The organism is Rhizobium sp. 05L419, assembly GCF_056397845.1.
The window spans coordinates 248,358-268,216 of the sequence record NZ_JBFTOF010000003.1 but is presented as its reverse complement, the minus strand read 5'-3'; the positions used below and the strand labels follow the sequence as shown (position 1 = coordinate 268,216).

Here is a 19,859-nt window from a genome sequence, read left to right as displayed (position 1 = left end):
CGTGTTCCGTGGTTAGGTCGGAGGCCTGTTGAGTTTCATGATCGTCGCCGACGCGGGACAGATGCCCGAAAGCTGGCGGGTGGAAAGAATTGTCTGCGGCACATGGTTTCGTTGAATAACCTGGAAGCCGACGCTCTCGAAGAACGACGAGGCGCTCGTGGTGGCGAGATAGACCTCAGATGCCACAGGTATTCGGGCAAGTGTCATTTCCGTGAGATGCCGCCCATACCCCTGTGACCTGAAGGCCGGCACGATCACCATGGATCGCAGGAGGACGGCGTCATCCGAGGCCGCTTCGATACCTGAATAGCCAACGACCCGGTTTTCGTCGTCGACGAGCCGGAAGTACGTTCTGTCAGGTTCATCGAGATCGTCTATCGGGAGCCCGGCGGCGGCAAGCGCCGTCTTCAACTCCTCGGCGGCCGATATGGGGGCGAGCGTCAGTTCACACATGGCCCGGACTCCGGAGAGCAACATGGAGTCAGATCGGCGATGAGAGGAGCGCAAAGCTCGGCGTTTCCACCGCAGCAGTCCATAAGCAGGAATAACGTGAGCGCCCGGAAGCCTTCGAGGTCCGCCCGATAGATGATTGAGCGGCTTTGGCGTTCGCTTTTCACGATGCCAGCGCGCGACAGGGTTGCCAGATGTGCCGACATCGTATTCTGGGGCACGTCCATGATACGAGCGAGCTCGCCCGCCGGAATGCCATCCGGCTCCGCTCTCACAAGCAGGCGGAACGTTTCGAGCCTTGTCGTTTGGGCGAGGGCGGCCAGCGCCGCTATAGCGTTCTTAGATTCCATATATCCAGAATAATGGATATATTTTCGATGTCAACCACAAGCTTCGCCGCAGATAACGCTTTTCTTCAACCTTTATACGTCAGTTGATTTTTGATCGATTCCGCACTTAACGTCACTTCAGTCATCAGGCGGACCAGACGATCACAAGATGAGGCATCCGAAACTGCCCGAAGGACCTCCAAGCGGTAACCAAGCCGCCCGCCATTCCGAACCAACGATAGGACGAAAAAAACCATGAGTCTGACGAACGAGAGCAAGATGGTGGGCCCGGAGGGACTTGAACCCCCAACCAAGCGGTTATGAGCCGCAGGCGTTGTGTCTTTGACAGGCCGTCAAGAACAGTCAGGAGCACTCGAACACAGCGAAATCATTGATTTAGTGCATCCCCGGTGTTTCTTTAGCATTAGAACAAGCGTCGTTTTACCGCGATATGCTGCCCAAATCGCCGCCCGAATTGGAGCGCGACTATGACAACGAAGAGACCGCATAAACTGACTGATGAGAGGATCGCGGCGCTTCCCGCCCCGAATGATTGCGACCGATATGACGTCCCCGACGGATTAACAGCTAACCTGTTTGTACGGGTAGGCAGGCGGAGGAAGGTCTTCGTAATGTCGGCTCGGTTTGGGGGAGCGAAGAATACCACACGCCTGAGTATCGGCATTTTTCCGGGAATGACACTCGACGCTGCACGAGTGATCGCTGAGGAGTGGAACCGTCAGGTCGGTCGCGGCCTAAACCCAAAGAAAGAAAAAGAGAGTGAAGAGAGGCTGGAAAGGCTCAAGACGCGGCGGACTTTCCGGTCGGCGATTAATGACTACCTCGCCCATCTTCCATCTAGAATAAGGAACCGACATGCCGCCGCAGACGCTGCTGCAATTCGCCACGACATCCTCGACCCCTCCAACGATGAGCTTCTTGACAGGCCGATTGGCGAGGTCACCGACGGCGATTTGCATAGGTTCATAAAGGCGATCCGCGACCGGCCCGCCCGGGCAAAGGCCATGGCAGTTCTGTGCCATCTTCGTACATTTTTCTCGTGGGCAACGTCACCAGACTTGCGCCTAGATTACGGAATGGTGAGCAATCCGATGTCCAACGTCACAGCGAGGGGACTCGGGTTACAAAAGGGTAAGCGCCGTCATAAGCTCAACGCTCTTGAAGTCAGGGCATACTGGCTTGCTGCAGACGCCATGCCTTATCCTTACGGGCCCTACTTCAAATCCGTCCTCCTATTCGGAGGAAGGCGTAAGTCCGAGGTGGTCGGGGCACGCTGGTCCGAAATGGACTTAACTAGGCGCGTGTGGACCATTCCTGCAGACCGAAGGAAGTTAGGCGATTCGCTGGGCGATCTTACGATCCCGCTGACCTTGCAAGCCCGAAGGTTGTTGGATGAGTTGCGTTACAATCAGTGCGAAGGGCATGGAGACTACATCTTCAGCACGACGAATGGACAAATGCCGATTTCGGCGCACTTTGGGCATGCGATGAATAACTTCCGCGCGAAAGCCGAGGCAGAACTACAGAAACTTGAACCACAAAATCACATGAGAGCGTTCGTGCTGCACGACACCCGCCGGGTAGTTCGTTCCGCCCTTTCCGCGATGGGGGTCACAGATTCAGTCGCGGAATACATTATTGGGCATAAGCAAAAGGGTATGGATGCGATCTACAATGTAGACGACTTTCTACCACAGTCGCGGCTGGCGCTGAGGCTATTTTCGGAAAGGTTGCTTGCAATTGTTGATGGTTTCGCACTCGATTGGGTCGATGATCCGGCCGAAGAGGAAATCGACGATTGAAGGAGGACGACTTGGGTGATCACCCGAGAAGAGTTGTACGAATTGGTTTGGTCAATACCCGGGGCACAACTTGCGAAGCGGATCGGCGTTTCGGATGTTTACATCGCTAGAGTCTGTCGGAAGCTAGGCGTTCCCCGCCCGCCGCGCGGCTACTGGCGGAAGCGTGCGGTCGGTGCCGCGCCTCCTACGCCGCCCCTCCCACAATGGGAACCCGGAAACGACCAAGTGTGGTCGAAGGGAAAGGCGGGAAGGCAACCTCACCGACCAATTATTGCTACACCAGCTCTGCGACCGGAGGGGGACTTCGGCCCCCCTAAGAAGCGACAGAGAAGGCCGACAGGCACACATCGGCTGATCGACGACGCCCAAAAAGATTTTGAAACTGCGGAAACTAGAGTTGATGGCTATCTCAAGCTGCGCAGCAAGCTCTTTGTCGACATAGGGTCATCCCGGAAGACCCTTCTTAAATCCCTACGCTTCGCCAACGAGTTGTTTTTGAGAATGGAACAGGCGGGGCATCGCGTCATGATCGCTTCAGCCTCCGAAGAGCTGATCCGATTACCCGTTGATGTGCTGGAGGGTCAAGTCGGAGGAAGGGAACACGTTTTTACATATTCACCTCGTCGTTCTACCGTGGCGTACATCTATGGAGTACCGATAGGGCTGTCGATTGTTGAAACAAGCGAACGCGTAGAAATGCAGTATGTCGGTGATGGACGTTTTATACGGAAAAGCGAGTACCGCAAATCGGAGCATGTTGGACCAACCTGGTCATCGAAAAAGGACCTGCCGTCCGGCCGATTGAGGCTCGTCGGCTATAGTCCATTCCACGGGGTTCCTTGGTCCCGCAGTTGGACTGAAACAACTAAGGACCTCCTCGACAGCAGGTTTGAAGAAATCGTGAACGCGCTGAGGTTGGGCGCTCTGGACCTCGTGACGAGGTTGCGAAAGGAAGGACGTTATTTTTCTTGAGTAGGGTCCGGGAACGGCTACGGCCTTTGCCCTAGCCTTTGTGATCTTCGTTTTCCCGTTCGTCCGACGGCCGGTAACCGGAGGGATCAGCCTCCCACCGGTGAAAATCGCGTTTGTGGACGCCGACCCTACCTTTTGAAATAGGAACCAGTGGCGGAAAGCGCTTTTCCTCGGTCATCCGCCGTATAGTCGACTCCGACATGGTGCTCATTTCAATCACTTGATGCAGTGTATAGAACCCATCGTAAGACATTTCGTTTCCCCCGCTCTGTGGCACTGAATCGCCGTCCGACGACCCTCCAGCCGAGACTTCTGGCTTCTCGGCACCGAAAAGCGATATTGGATACTGTTTGAAAGCGTGGTCAACCTAACGGAAACAGATGTGCGATAGCGCGACTTTTATTTCACTTTCGCTACAATTTGTGCACACTGGGCCTGTGAACGAGCCAGATGACAATGCGCCAAGGGGACGCAAATTTTGGCACATTGTTCGGTACCCGAACGCGTCGATCATCCCATATTTTGAGGGCCTTGATGCCAGCTCAGTACCCATACAACATTGACATCACCCACCGCGCCGGGCAGGACAGAAATCCTGTACCTCTGGAGCGCCGCCGACCTAGCCGTCGGGCAGGCCGCCTGGATTACGAAAATGACCCACGAGGAGGTCTTCGCGCTCGCGAAGGAGAGGGGAGTCAGCCCTCCGTCTGAAAAGCTTTTGGCATCGAAATATGTCGATCTCGATGCGCGAATGCAGCCGTTGGCCAGAAAGGGCGTTTTGCGACAGGCGCGTGAACTCGTAAACGGGTTGAGATCGAGGAGGGCTGATGTCGACGGAATCCTTACGAACGAGCGATTGTAGAGAGCTGGTCGGCTGGCCTGATTACAATGGCCACTGTCGCCCTCAGCCTTGGCATCGACGTAAAAGACGTAATCGCGATTGCCAAGAAAATGGGATTGAAGTTGCCGTCGGCAGATGGAAGGGATCAAACCGACAGAGGTGACGACTGACACCGGCCGGTTGAGACGATTGCTCTAATGATCTTTTCAACGGGCAGAATTTCAATCGTCGCGGTATCGCCCAGCGCTGCCGTCGCAGAACTCGCAGCCGACCACGTAGCTATTCTCCGGCACCCCACCGATCTGGCCCTCGTTGCACCACTCGCAAATTTCCATGACGTCTGATGAATCTAAGCATTGCACACAGACGAAGAGATCGGTGTGCTGCACACCCTTTTGATATCCGGTGCACTGCGGGCAGTTGATGTCCGTGTGGTCGTAGTAATTGTCATAGGTGACGGCATCGCCTGTGTTCAGAGTTTCCGTCAGGAAGTCCTCATCAATCGACGTTTCGCAAGTAGGGCACTGACCTGGCGGTCCCTCATACGAATTGCACTCGATCTCTGCGCCGCAATCATCGTTGGGGCAGGTAAGTACGATGTGAGAGCCGTTATACCGGCAAACCACGCACGATCCTGGAGAGATGAGGCCATGGGCATCATCAAGCCGAACAGCGTCGAAGCCGCAGCTTGGGCAGATCACTATACGCTTACCGTCATCAAGGTGCTTTTGGAGAGCTTCAGCCTTTGACTTGAACTTCGCCTGGAGAAACGCGCGATGACGTTCCATCTGGCGGCCGACGTTGAAAATTTCGTTCCGGAACTCATCAAACTCCGACCAGCTTTCCAGCAATACTCGAAGGGAGAGCCATCCTTCGCACTGCTCCGCAACTATCTGTGCAGCGGCCTGGGGAGTGTCGGCGCGATCATCAGAATGGACGAAATGCACCATCTTGTTCCGATGCTGGGCAATCTTGATGAACACGTCACGAGAATGCTGAGGGATCGCCACGCCAGCGATCTTGCGTAGCCTTTCGATTGTTTGGTCGGGTGTGACCGTTTTGGCTTCCCCGCGAAAGAACCCTGCTTTGTCACCCTGGTCGGGCTTGTCCAGCAATAGAGACCAATGCTCGCTCATGAGCCGTGCCTTGAGGAAAAGCTCGATTGCGATGGCGAAGTGGACTGTCGAGAACTTCGCGGATTGTTCAAACTCGGAAATCGCTTTCGACAGGAATTCGAACGCGCTTTTTACGAGCGAACTGAAAAGCTCGGCCTCCGATAAGACCGAACTCGGACCTTTTCCTTTCGGCGACAAAGTCATTTCCTTGCTATCGAATGTGTGGGGCGCGGTCGGATCAAGCTGCCCTGCGCCTAGCCACGCGAATGTACGCCCCGGAGACATTGAGCCTCATTCGCAGCAAAGCCTCGCTGACGCCGTAGTCATCAGTGGCTTCCCGGATGGTCGTCTCTCCTTGATGCAGGCGGCGAGCTACAACCAAAGCAGCTTCGTCCGGAACGAGGAGGGTAGGGCCGAGCCAACTTGCCTCGTCCTCGATGTCGCGGTGATAGTTTCTCTTCCCACCTGCGCCGGTGAGCGGCGCAAGCACATGAAGCAGCAGGCCATGCGCGATCTCGTGCGCGATGTCTGCGGCCTGTCTTTTTAGATCGTGCGCATCGTTGTGAATGATGACACGACCGCCGCCAAGGTCAGCAGTGATTGCGGAAAACTCTTCCTGACCGGACGCGGATTGGAGATAGGCGACGGCTTCTGGTTCGACGGTGGCGAACTCCGACACCTTGATCACCGGCAGGTCGAGATGCCCAGCGAGGGTCCAGGGGCAAATCGGGTCATGAGGTCTCAAGCCGAGTTCAGCGCGAACCGACTTGGAATACCAGCTGGCTTCTGCCTTGAAACCGCGACGAAGCTGCGTTTTGGCCATCGACCTCTAACCCACTACTTAATCTTTTGCGAATTGCGCATATGCAGTCTTCAGAATTGCTTCCAGGGCTTGGACGCCTTCCTTTGAAAGGTGCTTGTCTCCTCGAAGCAAAGTCGTGATCTCGGAAAGTGTTGACGCTCCTCCGGGCATTGTGTCGGCCTGCCCAGTGAACTTTGCGGGCTCAAGACCGGACCATTGGCACAGTGCTGCTAAGGTATCGACGTCGGGACGACGACCTTGCGACATCCTTGTTAAAGTTGAGGCGGGAACGCCTGCTTCCTCCGCTACTTTTTTCCATGTGGCCGTTCGGGCAAGCCTTTCAGCATCCAACGCAGCGAAGAATCCTTCACCATCGAACTTTTTCGGGGTCATGGCTGATTGCACTCTTGCAATTTAATTCCTTTCTCACAATATAGCGAGTAATTGCACTCTAGCAATTTTTTTCCAGAGTCGCAATTGGCGACGGTGCCCTTGCCGTTCAAGGGTAAGAACGCCTTGGAAACCGGGGCATGTGCTTACAGGGAAGAAAAATGAGCGAAGAAAGCAAGGGTAAGATTCGTGTTCATATCGATCAGAAGCCCTATCAATCGCCTAACCCCACCAGCGGGGTTGACCTTTATGAACTTGGGCGGGTGCGCGAAGGTTTCGTGCTCTACCGAGAGGTCACAGGTGACAGCGAGGACAAGCTGATCCGTATTGACCGACCGACGATCCATCTCAAGGAGGACGAGCACTTCCACAGTGCGGAAGCCCCGCAGAAGCACTTCGTCATCATCGTCAACACCGACCCTTTCGTGGTCGATCACGACGAGCTGACCTTCGACGAGCTTGTCAAGCTTGCTTATCCCGAGCCGCCGACCGGCCTGGACCCCGCCTTCACCGTCAGCTTCGAGCACGCGAAGAGCAAGCCGCACCACGGCGATCTCCCGGAAGGTGGTACCGTAACCGTTAAGAAGCATGGGACGATTTTCGATGTCGCACACACTAATCGCTCGTAGCCCCGACCTGCAGCGCCTCCGTGACGAGGGATACAATATCCAGATTACGGACGCTAATTTCCTCGTCGTGAAAGATGTTCCTTACGTCAGGAGCGACCGCACAATAGGGATCGGGGCTTTCGCCTCGAACCTGGACCTTGCAGGTGATCAGACAGTGCGCCCGCAGGATCACACGGCCAAGTTCGCTGGCGACTACCCTTGCGACAGGAACGGCAGTCCGCTGCTGATCCTGCAGCACCAGACACAGGAATTCGCTCTCGGAAGCCGGTTGAAGGCCGACCATTCGTTTTCGCGTAAGCCGCCGTGCGGGTATTACGAGGACTATTACGAGAAGATGACGACATACATTGCGTTGTTGGCAAAAGAGGTCGCTCTCATCGACCCGCACGCAACAGCGCGAACCTATCGTATCGTTGAAGGCGACCCAGATGTGTCGCCCCATAATTACCTCGACACCGCGTCCTCCAGGGCGGAGATAAACGAGGCGGCCGCGAAGCTTGCTGAAGAGGCAATCGCGATAGTAGGTTTGGGTGGAACCGGGTCTTACGTCCTTGATCTCGTTGCCAAGACAATCGCAAAGAAAATCCACCTTTTTGACGCCGATGATTTTCTGACGCACAACGCTTTTCGAGCGCCAGGTGCGGCTTCACTCGAAGACCTTCGCAGTCGATATAAGAAGGTCGAATACCTTGCTGGAATCTATTCCAGGATGCATCGCGGAATAGTGTCGCATCCAGAGAGGCTGACGAGCGATAACGTCGATCAGTTGCAGGGTATGTCGTTTGTCTTTCTCTGCATGGAAAGCGGACCGGAGAAGCGGGCTATTATCGAGAAGCTTGAGGCGCTTGAAATCCCATTTGTCGACGTGGGCATGGGTCTCTATTCGAAGCGCAACAGCATTGGTGGGATATTGCGCTCAGTCCTCAGCCTCACTGATCGGCGGTCCGAAGCTCGCTCGCGAATATCCTTCGCGTCCGATGACGCTCATAACGAGTACGACCGGAACATCCAGGTTGCGGACCTAAACGCGCTAAATGCCTGCCTGGCCGTAATTGCCTGGAAGAAGTCAAAGGGTTTTTACTTCGACCTTGGTCACGAGCGGTTCATCTCCTACACCATTGGAAACAGCCTTCTCAGCAAAGATGACATCTATGACAAAGATCGTGTCGATTAGGCCCGAGTTCGTCAAACGAATCCCGAAGACGATGGATGAGGGTGTCCTCTACATTTCGGAGGAGTTCGGCACTGCGGCACATAACTGCTGCTGCGGCTGCGGTACCAAGATCATCACGCCTCTGAAACCTGGGAAATGGACGATGAGAAACGACAGCGGATTCGTCTCTCTTCATCCGTCAATCGGAAACTGGAGTTCGGCCTGTCAGTCGCACTATATCATCTCGCGAAATCAGGTCAGATGGGAGCGAGCATTTTCGGTGGCTCAGATTCAGTCCAATCGGGAACACGATCTGCGCGTTTCAGCCGAGGTACATGCTCGGCGTCAGGCCGCAGAACTTGGGTTCTTTGCCAAGATTTGGAAGCGCTTGACAGATTGGCTCGGTCTGTAAGTGCTCTGATGAAAATGAGGCTCTTACCTACGCCGAAACTGTCTGCACACGGGATGATCGATGGCCTACAACAAAGCTGACTTTCTGCGACTTCGCGAGGTGTTTCGAGATAGCCTTGTGGCAAACGGGGAGCCGATATCATGCAGGCTGCATGAGGCGGACAATTCTCATGGTTTGCTGACGCTCGTCATGCCGGACGGAGAACACCTGCCTCTACATGTCGCAGAGGCGTGCAATATCGCAAGCGTGATCAAATCAATTGAGCGTATTCTTTGCCTGCCACGGTCGAATGTAGCCTGCGAGGAAATGACCGAGGTTCTGCTGCTCCGTTTAGATGTATTGCGTGAGTACATGGTTGCTGCGATCAGAAGGCAAGAGGGCGCAATCTACATGGAGACCGAAGCTGATCGAGTGATCCGTCGATGGGCCGGTTTTCTGAAGCATCCAAGCGATTTTGTGTTCGCCCACAGCTGCCTTTCGTCGTGGGAAATCTCCTTTGATCCCGCGCCAATAGATATCGATTGCGCGTTCTTGGCCACTTGGGACGGCTTGAAACCTCATGAGCGCGACAGGAAAAAATCTGACCTCGCGCACAGCATTGTCAGGGTGAAGCTGCCACATTTGAGTAAAATCGAAGAGTTCTTTGAGTCATCGAAGAAACACCTTCAGGACCTTGTAACTGCCAGCTCACGATCCGGCACCAGGATGCAGGAGAAGCAAATGGTATATCTTGTCGCGCCCGATGAGCCTGGACAGCTTGGTGCGTTCGAAACTTGACGCTTGCATGGTCCATTGGCGCATGGCGCGGCAAGTCTTGTGATCTCAGAGCTTCGAGAGCGCATCCAGCACCTCGAAGGTACGTCAGCACGCAGGAAGCTGGTGCTGCCCTTCGGCATTCCAGAGATCGAAACGTAGACTGGCGGGTACTTCGCTGAGGCAACGAAATCGACGAGTTTGGAGACTGCCGGCCCCTGCTTTGTACCGGCGGCGGAATGCCGATGAAAAGTTGACGCACTCAACTAATTAAATGCATTGTTAACACCGCAGGTTGTTGATATTCCCTCGATAGTTTTTGGGGAGAGATGTCGCGTGCTTAAACTGCCTGTCCCGGATAGCCTGTTGGATTCCTCGAAGCAAGGGCAGCTGTTTTTTGCCCAACGGGTCGCGGAACTAACGTTTCAGTACACCAAAGAAAGCTATCGAGTTTCAACAACTACTGTACCTTTCCTAGCAAGAGAACTCCTAACGGTAATCGAAGACCACAATAAGTTTGGCCTCAACCCAGCCGGTATCGAACGTGTTCTGGAAGAGCTGAAAAGAAGGAGCTTTCATAACTCCATCGTCAAGGAGTTAATCGGCGTACCGTTGGAATCCTACTTTGAGAGCGGCGTGGATGATCTGCACAAACTGGAAGACTCGATGCGAGTATTCAAGATGGAGGTCAGGCCTTTGCGATATATCGACCAAGCAATCACCCAACTTCAAAGTTGCGCTCCAAATGAGAAGTCGAAAATTGATTTCTTAGCTACCGAACTCGTTTGCTGCCTCGTGAATGTAGGTGTCAGCCAAGAATATATATACCAGAAGATTTGCGGCATTTTCTTTCCTGATGACCGAAATGCGTCATGCGACGACATGCTGAATCATTTCTTCAGCGCAGTGCGGTTGAAGTCGGGGGGGGCTCCAACATTCTCAGCGGTCGTTCCGGTCGGAACCAGTCTTGGTGTCATTAATTCTGAAATTCTCAAGATTTTTGGAAGCGAATACGTTAAGCGCCTTCCCGAAGATTTCATAATACCCGAGGAATTTGCGGCCGATAACGCGGGAAGCGCATTCCTTCTGATGAGGGATATCAAAGCTCCAGATCACCTAACTGCAGCGAAAAATGTCAAACGTGGTATTGTTAGACTTCATGATCTACTTGGGCTCTTTTACCATAAAGGCTCCAATGAGCTAGGACAGAACATCTTAATTATACAGGTGTCAGAGCCTAGCAATTCGATGGTTGTAAAAGCAGATAGAAATCTGATGCAACTGATTTCGGATAACCACAAGACCCTCGCTGCTCGCAAGCTTGAAACGATGATAAAGTCGTTGAGACTTCCTCAAGGAGCCGACCGCGAAAAATTCTTCCGGGTCGTCGACTTCCATGGCATGAGCTTGAGTTCCACTATCCCCGAAAATCAACTCATAAACCTATGGACTTCCTTGGAGACAATCGCTCCAGCTGTGAAGGGAAAAAGTATCATCGGCAGCGTTTGTGACGGGGTGCTTCCGTTTCTTGGGCTGCAGTACATCGAGCGGCTTTTCCTAAATGCTGCGAAAGACATCAAGCGTTGGAATAATAAGCGATTTAAAGATGCCCTGGCATCGGTCGACGATGGGAACGAGATCGTTGAGAAGACATTCTTACTGATTACCAGTCCCGAGCATGGCGACCTTTGTTCATCGCTGTTGAAGTCGATGGACGACTTTCCACTGCTGCGGTACCGCATCTTCGATCTGAACCGCAGGTTTAAAGACGGAAAGAACGCGGAGCTTCAGATCAAGAACCACTTGGTGAAAGCCGAACAGCAGCTTCATCGAATTTATCGAGCCAGAAACTCTATTGTTCATAGCGCACAAAAAGATCAACTCACGGAGAACTTGATCATTAGTGCCCATGAATACTTCGATCAAGTTTTCTTTCTCACCGTTGAGCTATGCAGCAGACCCCTCAATTTCGACAACTATAGAGATGCGTTTAATTTCAGCAAAATGGCATTTCGATCATATACCGAGGCGCTAGGAAAACTCGGAGGGCAGCCTATTGTCGATGCAAGTACGGCAATCTGGAGAGCTTCATGAGCCCTCACAGCTACTGTTTCACCGTAATATGCTGAGACGGTAAGTTCTTGCAGAAACTGAAAGGTTAGGACGCGCCAAACAAACGTCACCTCCTCGTTCAGTTTTCGGTTCATTTCGTCTTTTGGCTTTAATAGTCGGTAACTTTTGGCGAGATGCCTTTCATGCCATCCGTCGTAGGTATTGCACGCCATTCCGACGCCAACTGCAAGGTCACCCAGTCCGTTACCCTTAGTGCGCAACCCGTGTTCCACACGCACGTTGTGCTCGCCGCCCTAGTCTGTGACCGTAACAACGGACGAGCGATGGGAGCCTCGGCAAGGTGACGCAGCGCCGTGGCCGGGCTTAAGACGCTTTGAACTTTGAGCGCAGTTCCATCACCTTTCTAATTGGAGGGTCGATTTCGCCATCTGGTATGATTGGATCGTCCTCAGACCTAATTCCCGAGACGTCGAAATCGTGCTCGCCAATCGTCCAGGCATCTTTAACGGAGAGTTTGCGTTTTGTGATTGCGAGATCGAGACGAAACTCCGGTGCGCCATCGTTTCCGATAATGGCTGCGGTTAAGAAATATATGCCCATCAGCCGATAGAGGTCCAAAAATCGCTCAAGGTTACGCGAATCTGACGGCATCATCGTTGTCATCCGGGCCACGTTCATTATTGGCTTACCAAGGCCCGCCAACGCCGTGTCAAGCTCGTGGCTGATGTGTGCGCGGTAATGGTGCGGGTGTTTCCGATCAATTCCACGAATGATGGTAATCCTGAGGGTGTCCTCGCTATCGTCTTTTCCAAATCGCTCATGCCACTGGCGGAATATGGCCTCTCCATACGCGGCATCGGAGAACATTAGCGCTAGGATCGGGGGCATGCCTGGGGATTGCCCGAACATTAGTCCTTTCCACTTGGCCTTATCCCAAAGATTGCTGTCGATCACTGACCGGATTACGAGTTCATCGTGTCGATCCAAATCCCGGAAGGCGTTAGCCTCATTCCCCTCGCTTTCATCGTCAAACGGAAGCTGCTCTGCAGATGGCACAGGGGGCCGATCATCCGTCGGGAAGTAGGATCGCCTTTGAAGATGTCGAAGGTTGGCAATTAGTCCGACCGGACCACCGAATGCTCGCTGTCTGTATAGGCTGGTGCGGGAGAGGACGGTGGCTCGATCAAAGACGCGTTCGGTGCCGAAAATTTCCATGATCGGTCCCGGGTCTGGCATGACCGCGATCCTCGCCACAATCGTGACAATCGCTTCGACCAGATGTTCGTTAAAGTCAGGAGTCGACGCGACCTCTGTCAGGTTCCACGCTTCAGGGATCGTAATCTCCACGACTGGCCGATCATTGGGGACTTTGATCGTCGGCAGGGTAGCACTGACTTCCGAAGCTAAATTAATCGTCAGCTTTTCGATATGAGGATAAATCCGAGCATTCAGTAAGGTCGCCGCGAATGCCTCTAGAGCCGCAGCGTACGTCTCGGCGGCCAGGAAACCATTCTGATCACTACCCGACAGAATGTCGATGTGAACGCCAAGCACTCGGGTCGAAATACCAGTGAAACCGTCGTCTACGATGATCACATTACGCTGAAGACTGTGCGTCGCAGGTTGGGCAGCTATCGCTGTCATGATCTCTGCGACTTCCTTCGCGGAAGTGTCGGCAGGAATGGAACCGTCCTTGTACAAGATTTGAGATTGTCCAAGGCGATAGAGCAGCACGAGCCGCGAACTAAAGAGCAGAAGGTTTTCGAGAATATCAGGAAGCCCCGATAGGCGGGCTATCTCATCATCAGATTTGGAAACAAAAGAACAAGCCAGTAACTCGTCAAACTCTCTTAGCTGCTCTTCAAGATGTTGCGTGCTTGCTTCATCAAGCGGCAGTACGTCTTTCAGTGATCTCAGAAACTGGATAGTGTCTAGAAAATCCGCAACTTGCCCTATTCGGAGTGAAACACTTGCAATGAGCGCGAGGGTCGGAATAGCCTCAACCCGCAACTCGCCCTCTCTTTCGGAAAGTGCAAAATATTGCATTAGCGCAGCGAACGCTGTCGATCTAGCAGCCCAAAATAAGCTGGCACCTTGATAGGCAATTGCCAGAAGATAAAGGGCTTCCGCCTGCTTTTCGCGGCTCTCGTCCTTGGCATAATTGACTGCTGCTCGACCGAGCCACTTAATCCCGTCGATTGGCTTTTCGGCCTTTAGCTTACGCTCGCCCTGCTGAACGTAGAGATCGCCAGCCGTTAGCTCCTTTTGTCGCTCAGACATGAATTCCGCAAGTTTTTCAACCAGGGCGTCGAAAGCGCCGCTTTCCGGCGCAAAATCTGAGATGGCCGCGATCATCATATCCAGCATTTCGACCGGATACTCTCCAAGGCCTGCGGCGCTTTCGATGATTACAGCAAGGTCAATCCAGACGTCGTCGAAGTCGGCTTCCCGGCGAGCCATGCGCTCGCTTAGCCCAAGAAAAATAAGCAGCGTTTTCGCATGGAGAGCATTGCTCGGCCGCAGGGCAATCTCGGTGAGTTCGGACAATTTCGACCGGAGTCGAGTGGTTCTCTCGACCAGTGACAGCTCTTCGGCGGTTTCGAAGCCATTGAGTACCCTACCGACAAGCAACTGATGGAGATTGCAAACCTTGCTAACGTGTTCCGCAAGGTCAGTCGGAAATGCGATATCTTCCACATCTTCGTACCGTTGCTGCATCTCATCAGCGTCGTCGAACCACCAAAACTGCGTCCAGGCGTCCTCGTAGGTGGCCCGCAGCAATTGGCTGGTGCTTCCGTATTTTTTTGCCAGCTTTATCGCTCGCCGGAAACGGCCTTCGGTTTCGTAGCGCGGTCTTTCCAATTCTCGGGATAATTGAGCTGCCTCAAAACTATCCGTGACAATCTGTGTTTGGTCTTGGGGCTTGCTTCCGATTTTTGCTATGCGGTTTTCGAGAACATCCAAAGCCTGCTGGCGTCGAAAATCTTCTGGACCGATCTGCAACTCTCTCGGCTCATGAGAGCCTGCGTGCAGTTCGGTGAAAGCCAAGTCTTTATGAGAATGTGAAAAAACACGATCAATGATCCATTCTCGATCAAAAATCGTTACCGGTACTCCGTATGTCTTTTTCAGGTCCTCTTCCAAATTCAGACGATCACGCTGTCTGGCGGCGCGGGCCGTCATGCAAATGATACGATCATAGCCCCTCCCAGTCTCGATGATCGCTTTGACATCAGACCGTATTTTCGGCAGCCAATCCGCCTTTGTGCTAAAAGCAAACGCCCAGTGCTCGTCTCCGCTCGCTCCATCACCGATATACCATCGCTCTGAAACGGCTTCTGAAACGGCGTAGGTGTCGCTATCAATCTTTCCGTCACCGCCACCCTCCGGACCAGTGGCAGGACGCAGATTCGGCGATATCTCCCGCTCACAGAGCTTGCGGCAGAAGATTTCGAAATCCTTGTGTTGATTCCGTTCGGTCAATGTCTCCAAGTGGTGGCCGAACTCAGACTCAGAGAGCTTGTAGGCGTCAACGAACTGGCTGTCGGAATACAGGTTTGGACGCTTGAGGCGCATCATTTCGGAAGGTGTGGGAAGCGTGCTCATCCTAAGCCTCTGGGATTTCCTTTTCTAAGTGATAGGCGATGCAACGCAAAATGGCAGTGGGGCGCAATCAAATATATGCTCATCCAGTGGTTTTATATAATTGAAGGAGAAAGTTCGGTTGGCTGACAACGATGGTTGCTATTGAGATTTGATGGGGGCTTTAGAAGTTTTATTGCTTGCGCGTCGCTTGTCCGTGAGTCCCGCACAGGCAAGGATAGAAATAGAAGGATAGCGAGGTGAAAAAACTCGTCGGCCTAGTCAGGGATTTCCGCGCTCGTTTAGAGCAATATGATCAAGATCACGGTCTTACGCTTCAATCGTTCCCGAATGGTGCCTGCGGAGACGCATCGATACTTCTCGCTCATCACCTGTCGCGCCATGGCTATGGGCCATATAGATATGTCTGTGGCCGACACGGCGATGCGTCGCATGTCTGGTTGACCGATGGAGAGGTCATCATTGATATTACGGCGGACCAGTTCGCGGACTTTGATACGCCGGTGTTCGTTGCAGCATCGTCGAGTTGGCACGCGGCCCTAGCAGGTGCCGATCAACATGAGGCACGAATTGATGTGTGGGGAGACGATTGGAAGCAGCGATTTCTGGCCGCCTACGGTACGCTGACGAAAGAATAGTGGGGCTAACAGCCGCAATAGTAGCTCCTAAATTTCTTTTCGAGCCCTCCGACCGGGGTTGAAAGCCGGATAAAATTCAGGCGGACGGGGGGCGAAGCCCAAGCATGACAAGTGTCTTTGCGAGGACCACTGCGAACGCAACGAAGCCAAAGAGCATGAGGACCGACAGCACTGGGGTTTTAAAGCTGCCAAGGCTTAATGGTTTGCCAGGGTCAAGCTTCCATTCGCTACGGGCAAAGTGGTAAGTGTAGGCTCCCATTATGTTCCAGATGCACAGGAAGAGAGGGTAGGCGGCAAAGGCCAACACGACGACCAAAGAAGCGGTGAAGAGATCGTCATTCATCGTCTTGCCTATCCTTCTGAGGGGGCGTCTTAGGAAATTATCTGGGATTGCTTTGACGGGCACTTTTCTCAGACGATTTCCTTGTCGCTTCGGGAGATTAGGAGACGGTTCATTCGGTCACTTGTGAAAACGATGCGAAGCCTCGCGTCGACTCACCGCAGGCCGTCGGCCCGGACGCTCATTAGGTCGCGGCTCGTCTGACATCTCATCTTCAAAGTTTGCCTTCGAATTTTGATGATATGGACCCCGAAGCTATCGTTGAGATTGCGCATTACCTCATCGAGTACCGTGACCGCAGAACTCAGACGGCGATGCGTGAGGACTCCCTACCACCAACAGCGCACAGTCTACAGGTCAACTATGAAGTTCGGGCGGAATCCAGAGGTGTATAGCTCGCCCCTGTAGCCAAACGGATTGCAGATAATCCGGGTTTTGTCGGCCATATAGTCGCGAAACTTATGGATATGTCCGTGAATCCATAGGCTCGGGTTTCTCCGCCAGATGAGGTCAGATAAATCAGAGGCGAAGGCAGCGTTCGTGACGTTTCCAAAGAAAGCGGGATCGAAGCTTCGCATTGAAGGCGCGTGATGGGAAACAACAACGGTTCGTCCTTGGAAATCGACCGACAACGCCGTGTCGATAAATTTGCGACTTTCTCTGTGGCGTTCGAGGATTTCCCAGGCCGTCACCATGCCGTTTTCGCCATTTTTTCTAGGGTCCGAGCGAAAAATGCATTGGAAATCCATCATGCGCGATAGGACCAGCTTAAAAGCTTTGACGCGCCGCTCTTCCGGCGGGATGTGATCATCGTCGCCAACGGACACCGCGAAATCAGTCCATAAGGTCGCGCCGATGAACCGGCAGTCACCGACTGTGATGGTCTCGTTTTCGAGGAGATGAATGCGGCTTCCTTCAACGAGCCGCCTGGCACGCTCCAGTGCCCTACTGATGCTGCTGCCATAGTAATCGTGGTTTCCAAGCACGAGGACTACCGGCATCTTTGGCTCGACGACCCGGCGGATATAAGCGATGCTGTCATCGACGAAGTTCGTGACGTCGCCCGCGCACACGCAGATGTCTGCGTTCGGAACCTGTGGCGGGTCGCGAATCAGCCTGCTGAGGCGGCTTTCATGGATGTCGCTGATGATCCAAGCTTTCACGGGGCCTCCATCGGCCGTATTGAGATACGGCGCGTGTTGGTCGATAAGTTCGACTTTGCGTAATCGGATGCTAATGTTGGCAGCGGCTTCGGCTTTGGGGTGTCGATGGAGGGACTTTCCGCGCTCCTGGCCAGTATGGTTCCAACTGTGAAGCGTCGAGGCGCTTGTGCTTGACGAGCGCGTCGGCCAGCTTGAGCAGCGTAGGCTTGAGGCCATCGAGCATATCTCTCGCTCGTTGGTACTGCTCTTGAAGGATTTCCGTGACGTCATCACGCAGCGCGAGGTCCTCCCATAATTTGGGAGGCGAAGTCATGTCGACTGATCCAGGAAGATAATACAACGAATTTCCGAAAGCGTATTCCGTCACCATCCGGATCGCCAGCGTGGTCGCCTTCGCGAAGTCGCTGCCATCATTGCCTGTCGACCAGTTGGACCGATGTCCGAAAATCAGGTCCTCGGCTGCTGCTCCTGCTAGGTCCGACGTGATCATTTTCATGGCGTCCCAGCGGGTCAGAAACTCGCGGTGAGGAGTTTCTATCAGGATGCTACCATTGGCGTCGAATGTGGTCGCGAAGTTCTCGAAGTTGTCGTAGATTTCGACGCGCACGATTTTACCCAATAGCAAGGCGCGGGTTACAAGCGCGTGACCTGCTTCGTGGATTGCCACGCGATATAAGGTCTTGGCGTCGAGTGGCGGTGGAACTTGGACTTGGGACCTAACGTCCGAAATGTTGACATCCCTGGCTTCTTTGCGAGCAATCCTTCGCGCTTCGCGGGCTAATCGTTCCAGATCAGCGCCGCTTTTGCCCGGCAGTCGTGCGCCAATTTCCTTGAGTGCCGCGTTGCCAGCCAAAGTGGGCAGATGAAACTCAAGGATTTCTCCTCGCGCTGCGGCATCAGGCAAAGGAAACTTGACGTGTTTTTCCAGTCTACCGCTTCGCAAAAGAGCCGGGTCTATCCTCTCCGGATAGTTGCACGCGCCAAGGACGATGACGCCCTCACGACCGTGCGTTCCGTCCAAGCACTCCAGGAGAGCGTTTACGACGGTGGTTGAATAAGTTTCATGGCGGCTAGGAAATTTGGCCCGGTCGCCAATGGCGTCGAATTCATCAAGGAATAAAAGGCACGGTGCATTTTCCTTGGCAGCAGTGAACGCCTGATACATGGCTTTCAACATGTCACCCAGGTCGCCGTCTTTGAAAGCCTGCCACTTGGGTATTGAGGTCGCCTCCAAATGCAGGTCGCAATAGGCCGCAAGAGCGGCTGCAAACCGCGTTTTCCCGGTTCCCGGTGGCCCATATAAGAGGCAACCTTTGTTTACTTCGGCCCACGGAAGTTTGCCTTTTCGCCATTCTTCAAGGTCCCTCTTAAGTGTTTCAGCCCACAGACTGGCTTCGCCGAACCCCTTACTGACATCGAGAAGACGTTCAGCTCCTGAAACCACTGGTACGGTCTTTAACAGCTTCATCGCGGCCCGGCTCGCCGGTTGATCTCGGCGGAAGATCGCTTCCATTCGCTCCGATGGTTGTTCTGCAATCACCGCTGCTTGCTCGTCAGTGAGTTTGCCACATCTGCGAAGTATGCTGAGGGCTCGCAAGTGCCGGACATCACATAAGACAAGCCTGTCGAAGAAGGTGGCTGCAAGCTCGAAGTCCTCATGAAGGACGGTGCCCTCCTGGTTGAAGATGATCAACTTCTCCCCCGACTCAAGGAATTCAACGGCGTCAGTTTCCCATGCGCGTCGGTTCTTAAATGTGGGATGCAGGCAAATTTTGACGCCCTTGCGATCCTTTAGGATAATCTTAGCTGCGTCATAAACGTCGTTCAGTTGCCAATGCGATGGGACGGCAATGACGGCTACGCAAGACGGTTCTGACAGGCGGCCCACGTTTCTGCGGAAGAGTGCTACCAGAGCGCAGTAGGCCAAAAAGTCAGTTGCTGACTTGAGGGCAATTGGCGGAAGATACCGCTTGGTGAACAGAAACTCATTTGTTCGCACGCCTTTTAGCTGGTCAGCGACTTCCTGGAGTTTGCCTATATATCGGTCTAAGCTGTCGGTCAGGGCTTTGTCCATTGGTTCGCTCCACATTGTCGCTAACCAATCAGCCCGTGGTCAAAATAATACCACCTGCTGAGGGTTCTGCCGATTTTGCGTTGTTGATCGAGGTAGAAAAGCTCGCTCGTGATGCCTGGGCTACCTTCTTTGATATGCGGGTGACCTGACATCTCCCCAACCAGGCACGGCACTGAACGCTGGATGAGCATGCAGTTGCGGATGACGACCGGATCAACAGGCCCATCGAAGCCGCCGGGTGAGGCAAGACTCTGTATGTCAGCAAGAAGCGACTGCAGTCGCGGGATTATCACGGTAGG

The 19,859-nt window shown here is 53.6% G+C and carries 18 protein-coding genes; 8 read left to right on the top strand and 10 right to left on the bottom strand.

The window, feature by feature from the left end; all coding sequences use genetic code 11:
* Nucleotides 1–12: 12 nt before the first annotated feature.
* Nucleotides 13–453 (bottom strand): arsenic resistance N-acetyltransferase ArsN2, encoded by a 441-nt coding sequence (gene arsN2 / locus AC1DMK_RS05315; RefSeq protein ID WP_037058455.1) that lies wholly within the window; start codon nt 451–453, stop codon nt 13–15.
* On the bottom strand, nt 441–800 hold the full coding sequence (locus AC1DMK_RS05310) for an ArsR/SmtB family transcription factor (protein WP_477857557.1): 360 nt from the start codon (nt 798–800) through the stop codon (nt 441–443). Before AC1DMK_RS05310 ends, arsN2 begins: the two co-directional genes overlap by 13 nt.
* 467 nt (nt 801–1,267) lie before the next feature.
* Between AC1DMK_RS05310 and AC1DMK_RS05305 the strand changes: the two genes are divergently transcribed.
* Together AC1DMK_RS05305 and AC1DMK_RS05300 are read left to right on the top strand one after the other, a co-directional pair.
* Nucleotides 1,268–2,602 carry a tyrosine-type recombinase/integrase gene (locus AC1DMK_RS05305; RefSeq protein WP_477857555.1) on the top strand — a complete coding sequence of 445 codons (1,335 nt, stop codon included), beginning with the start codon at nt 1,268–1,270 and terminating at the stop codon, nt 2,600–2,602.
* Nucleotides 2,603–2,827: 225 nt separating this feature from the next.
* On the top strand, nt 2,828–3,574 hold the full coding sequence (locus AC1DMK_RS05300) for a hypothetical protein (protein WP_442079931.1): 747 nt from the start codon (nt 2,828–2,830) through the stop codon (nt 3,572–3,574).
* 31 nt (nt 3,575–3,605) lie between these two features.
* Here AC1DMK_RS05300 and AC1DMK_RS05295 read toward each other — a convergent pair whose 3' ends face one another.
* The 4 genes from AC1DMK_RS05295 to AC1DMK_RS05280 all read right to left on the bottom strand — a co-directional run bounded on the left by AC1DMK_RS05295 (nt 3,606) and on the right by AC1DMK_RS05280 (nt 6,725).
* Nucleotides 3,606–3,827, bottom strand: coding sequence for a helix-turn-helix transcriptional regulator (locus tag AC1DMK_RS05295; protein ID WP_442079930.1), 222 nt, complete (start codon nt 3,825–3,827; stop codon nt 3,606–3,608).
* Nucleotides 3,828–4,636: 809 nt separating this feature from the next.
* Nucleotides 4,637–5,728, bottom strand: a complete 1,092-nt coding sequence (locus AC1DMK_RS05290) for a hypothetical protein (protein WP_477857552.1) — start codon at nt 5,726–5,728, stop codon at nt 4,637–4,639.
* Nucleotides 5,729–5,768: 40 nt separating this feature from the next.
* Nucleotides 5,769–6,353: an ImmA/IrrE family metallo-endopeptidase gene (locus tag AC1DMK_RS05285; protein ID WP_477857550.1), complete on the bottom strand. Its 585-nt coding sequence runs from the start codon at nt 6,351–6,353 to the stop codon at nt 5,769–5,771.
* A gap of 18 nt (nt 6,354–6,371) precedes the next feature.
* Nucleotides 6,372–6,725, bottom strand: a complete 354-nt coding sequence (locus AC1DMK_RS05280; RefSeq protein WP_112943066.1) for a helix-turn-helix domain-containing protein — start codon at nt 6,723–6,725, stop codon at nt 6,372–6,374.
* Between the two features lie 158 nt (nt 6,726–6,883).
* Here AC1DMK_RS05280 and AC1DMK_RS05275 point away from each other — a divergent pair, with 158 nt between their 5' ends.
* From AC1DMK_RS05275 to AC1DMK_RS05255, 5 genes are all read left to right on the top strand, one after another.
* Complete coding sequence (locus tag AC1DMK_RS05275) at nt 6,884–7,351, top strand: multiubiquitin domain-containing protein (RefSeq protein ID WP_477857549.1); 468 nt, start codon at nt 6,884–6,886, stop codon at nt 7,349–7,351.
* Nucleotides 7,311–8,525 (top strand): ThiF family adenylyltransferase, encoded by a 1,215-nt coding sequence (locus AC1DMK_RS05270; protein WP_477857548.1) that lies wholly within the window; start codon nt 7,311–7,313, stop codon nt 8,523–8,525. Before AC1DMK_RS05275 ends, AC1DMK_RS05270 begins: the two co-directional genes overlap by 41 nt.
* On the top strand, nt 8,503–8,916 hold the full coding sequence (locus AC1DMK_RS05265) for a ubiquitination-like system serine protease family protein (protein ID WP_477857546.1): 414 nt from the start codon (nt 8,503–8,505) through the stop codon (nt 8,914–8,916). The genes AC1DMK_RS05270 and AC1DMK_RS05265 overlap by 23 nt, the downstream gene beginning before the upstream one ends.
* Nucleotides 8,917–8,976: 60 nt before the next feature.
* Nucleotides 8,977–9,693 (top strand): hypothetical protein, encoded by a 717-nt coding sequence (locus tag AC1DMK_RS05260; protein WP_477857544.1) that lies wholly within the window; start codon nt 8,977–8,979, stop codon nt 9,691–9,693.
* A gap of 312 nt (nt 9,694–10,005) precedes the next feature.
* Complete coding sequence (locus tag AC1DMK_RS05255) at nt 10,006–11,763, top strand: hypothetical protein (RefSeq protein ID WP_477857542.1); 1,758 nt, start codon at nt 10,006–10,008, stop codon at nt 11,761–11,763.
* A 342-nt stretch (nt 11,764–12,105) separates the two neighbouring features.
* Here AC1DMK_RS05255 and AC1DMK_RS05250 read toward each other — a convergent pair whose 3' ends face one another.
* Entirely contained in the window at nt 12,106–15,348 is a 3,243-nt protein-coding gene (locus AC1DMK_RS05250) for a hypothetical protein (RefSeq protein WP_477857541.1), read from the bottom strand.
* Between the two features lie 236 nt (nt 15,349–15,584).
* Between AC1DMK_RS05250 and AC1DMK_RS05245 the strand changes: the two genes are divergently transcribed.
* A complete protein-coding gene (locus AC1DMK_RS05245; RefSeq protein ID WP_477857539.1) occupies nt 15,585–15,983 on the top strand; it encodes a hypothetical protein in 399 nt (132 codons plus the stop codon).
* A gap of 76 nt (nt 15,984–16,059) precedes the next feature.
* Here AC1DMK_RS05245 and AC1DMK_RS05240 read toward each other — a convergent pair whose 3' ends face one another.
* From AC1DMK_RS05240 to AC1DMK_RS05230, 3 genes are all read right to left on the bottom strand, one after another.
* Nucleotides 16,060–16,326, bottom strand: coding sequence for a hypothetical protein (locus tag AC1DMK_RS05240; protein ID WP_477857537.1), 267 nt, complete (start codon nt 16,324–16,326; stop codon nt 16,060–16,062).
* A 347-nt stretch (nt 16,327–16,673) separates the two neighbouring features.
* Nucleotides 16,674–17,486, bottom strand: a complete 813-nt coding sequence (locus AC1DMK_RS05235; protein ID WP_477857535.1) for a metallophosphoesterase — start codon at nt 17,484–17,486, stop codon at nt 16,674–16,676.
* Nucleotides 17,487–17,556: 70 nt separating this feature from the next.
* Nucleotides 17,557–19,560: an AAA family ATPase gene (locus AC1DMK_RS05230; protein ID WP_477857533.1), complete on the bottom strand. Its 2,004-nt coding sequence runs from the start codon at nt 19,558–19,560 to the stop codon at nt 17,557–17,559.
* Nucleotides 19,561–19,859: the final 299 nt, after the last annotated feature.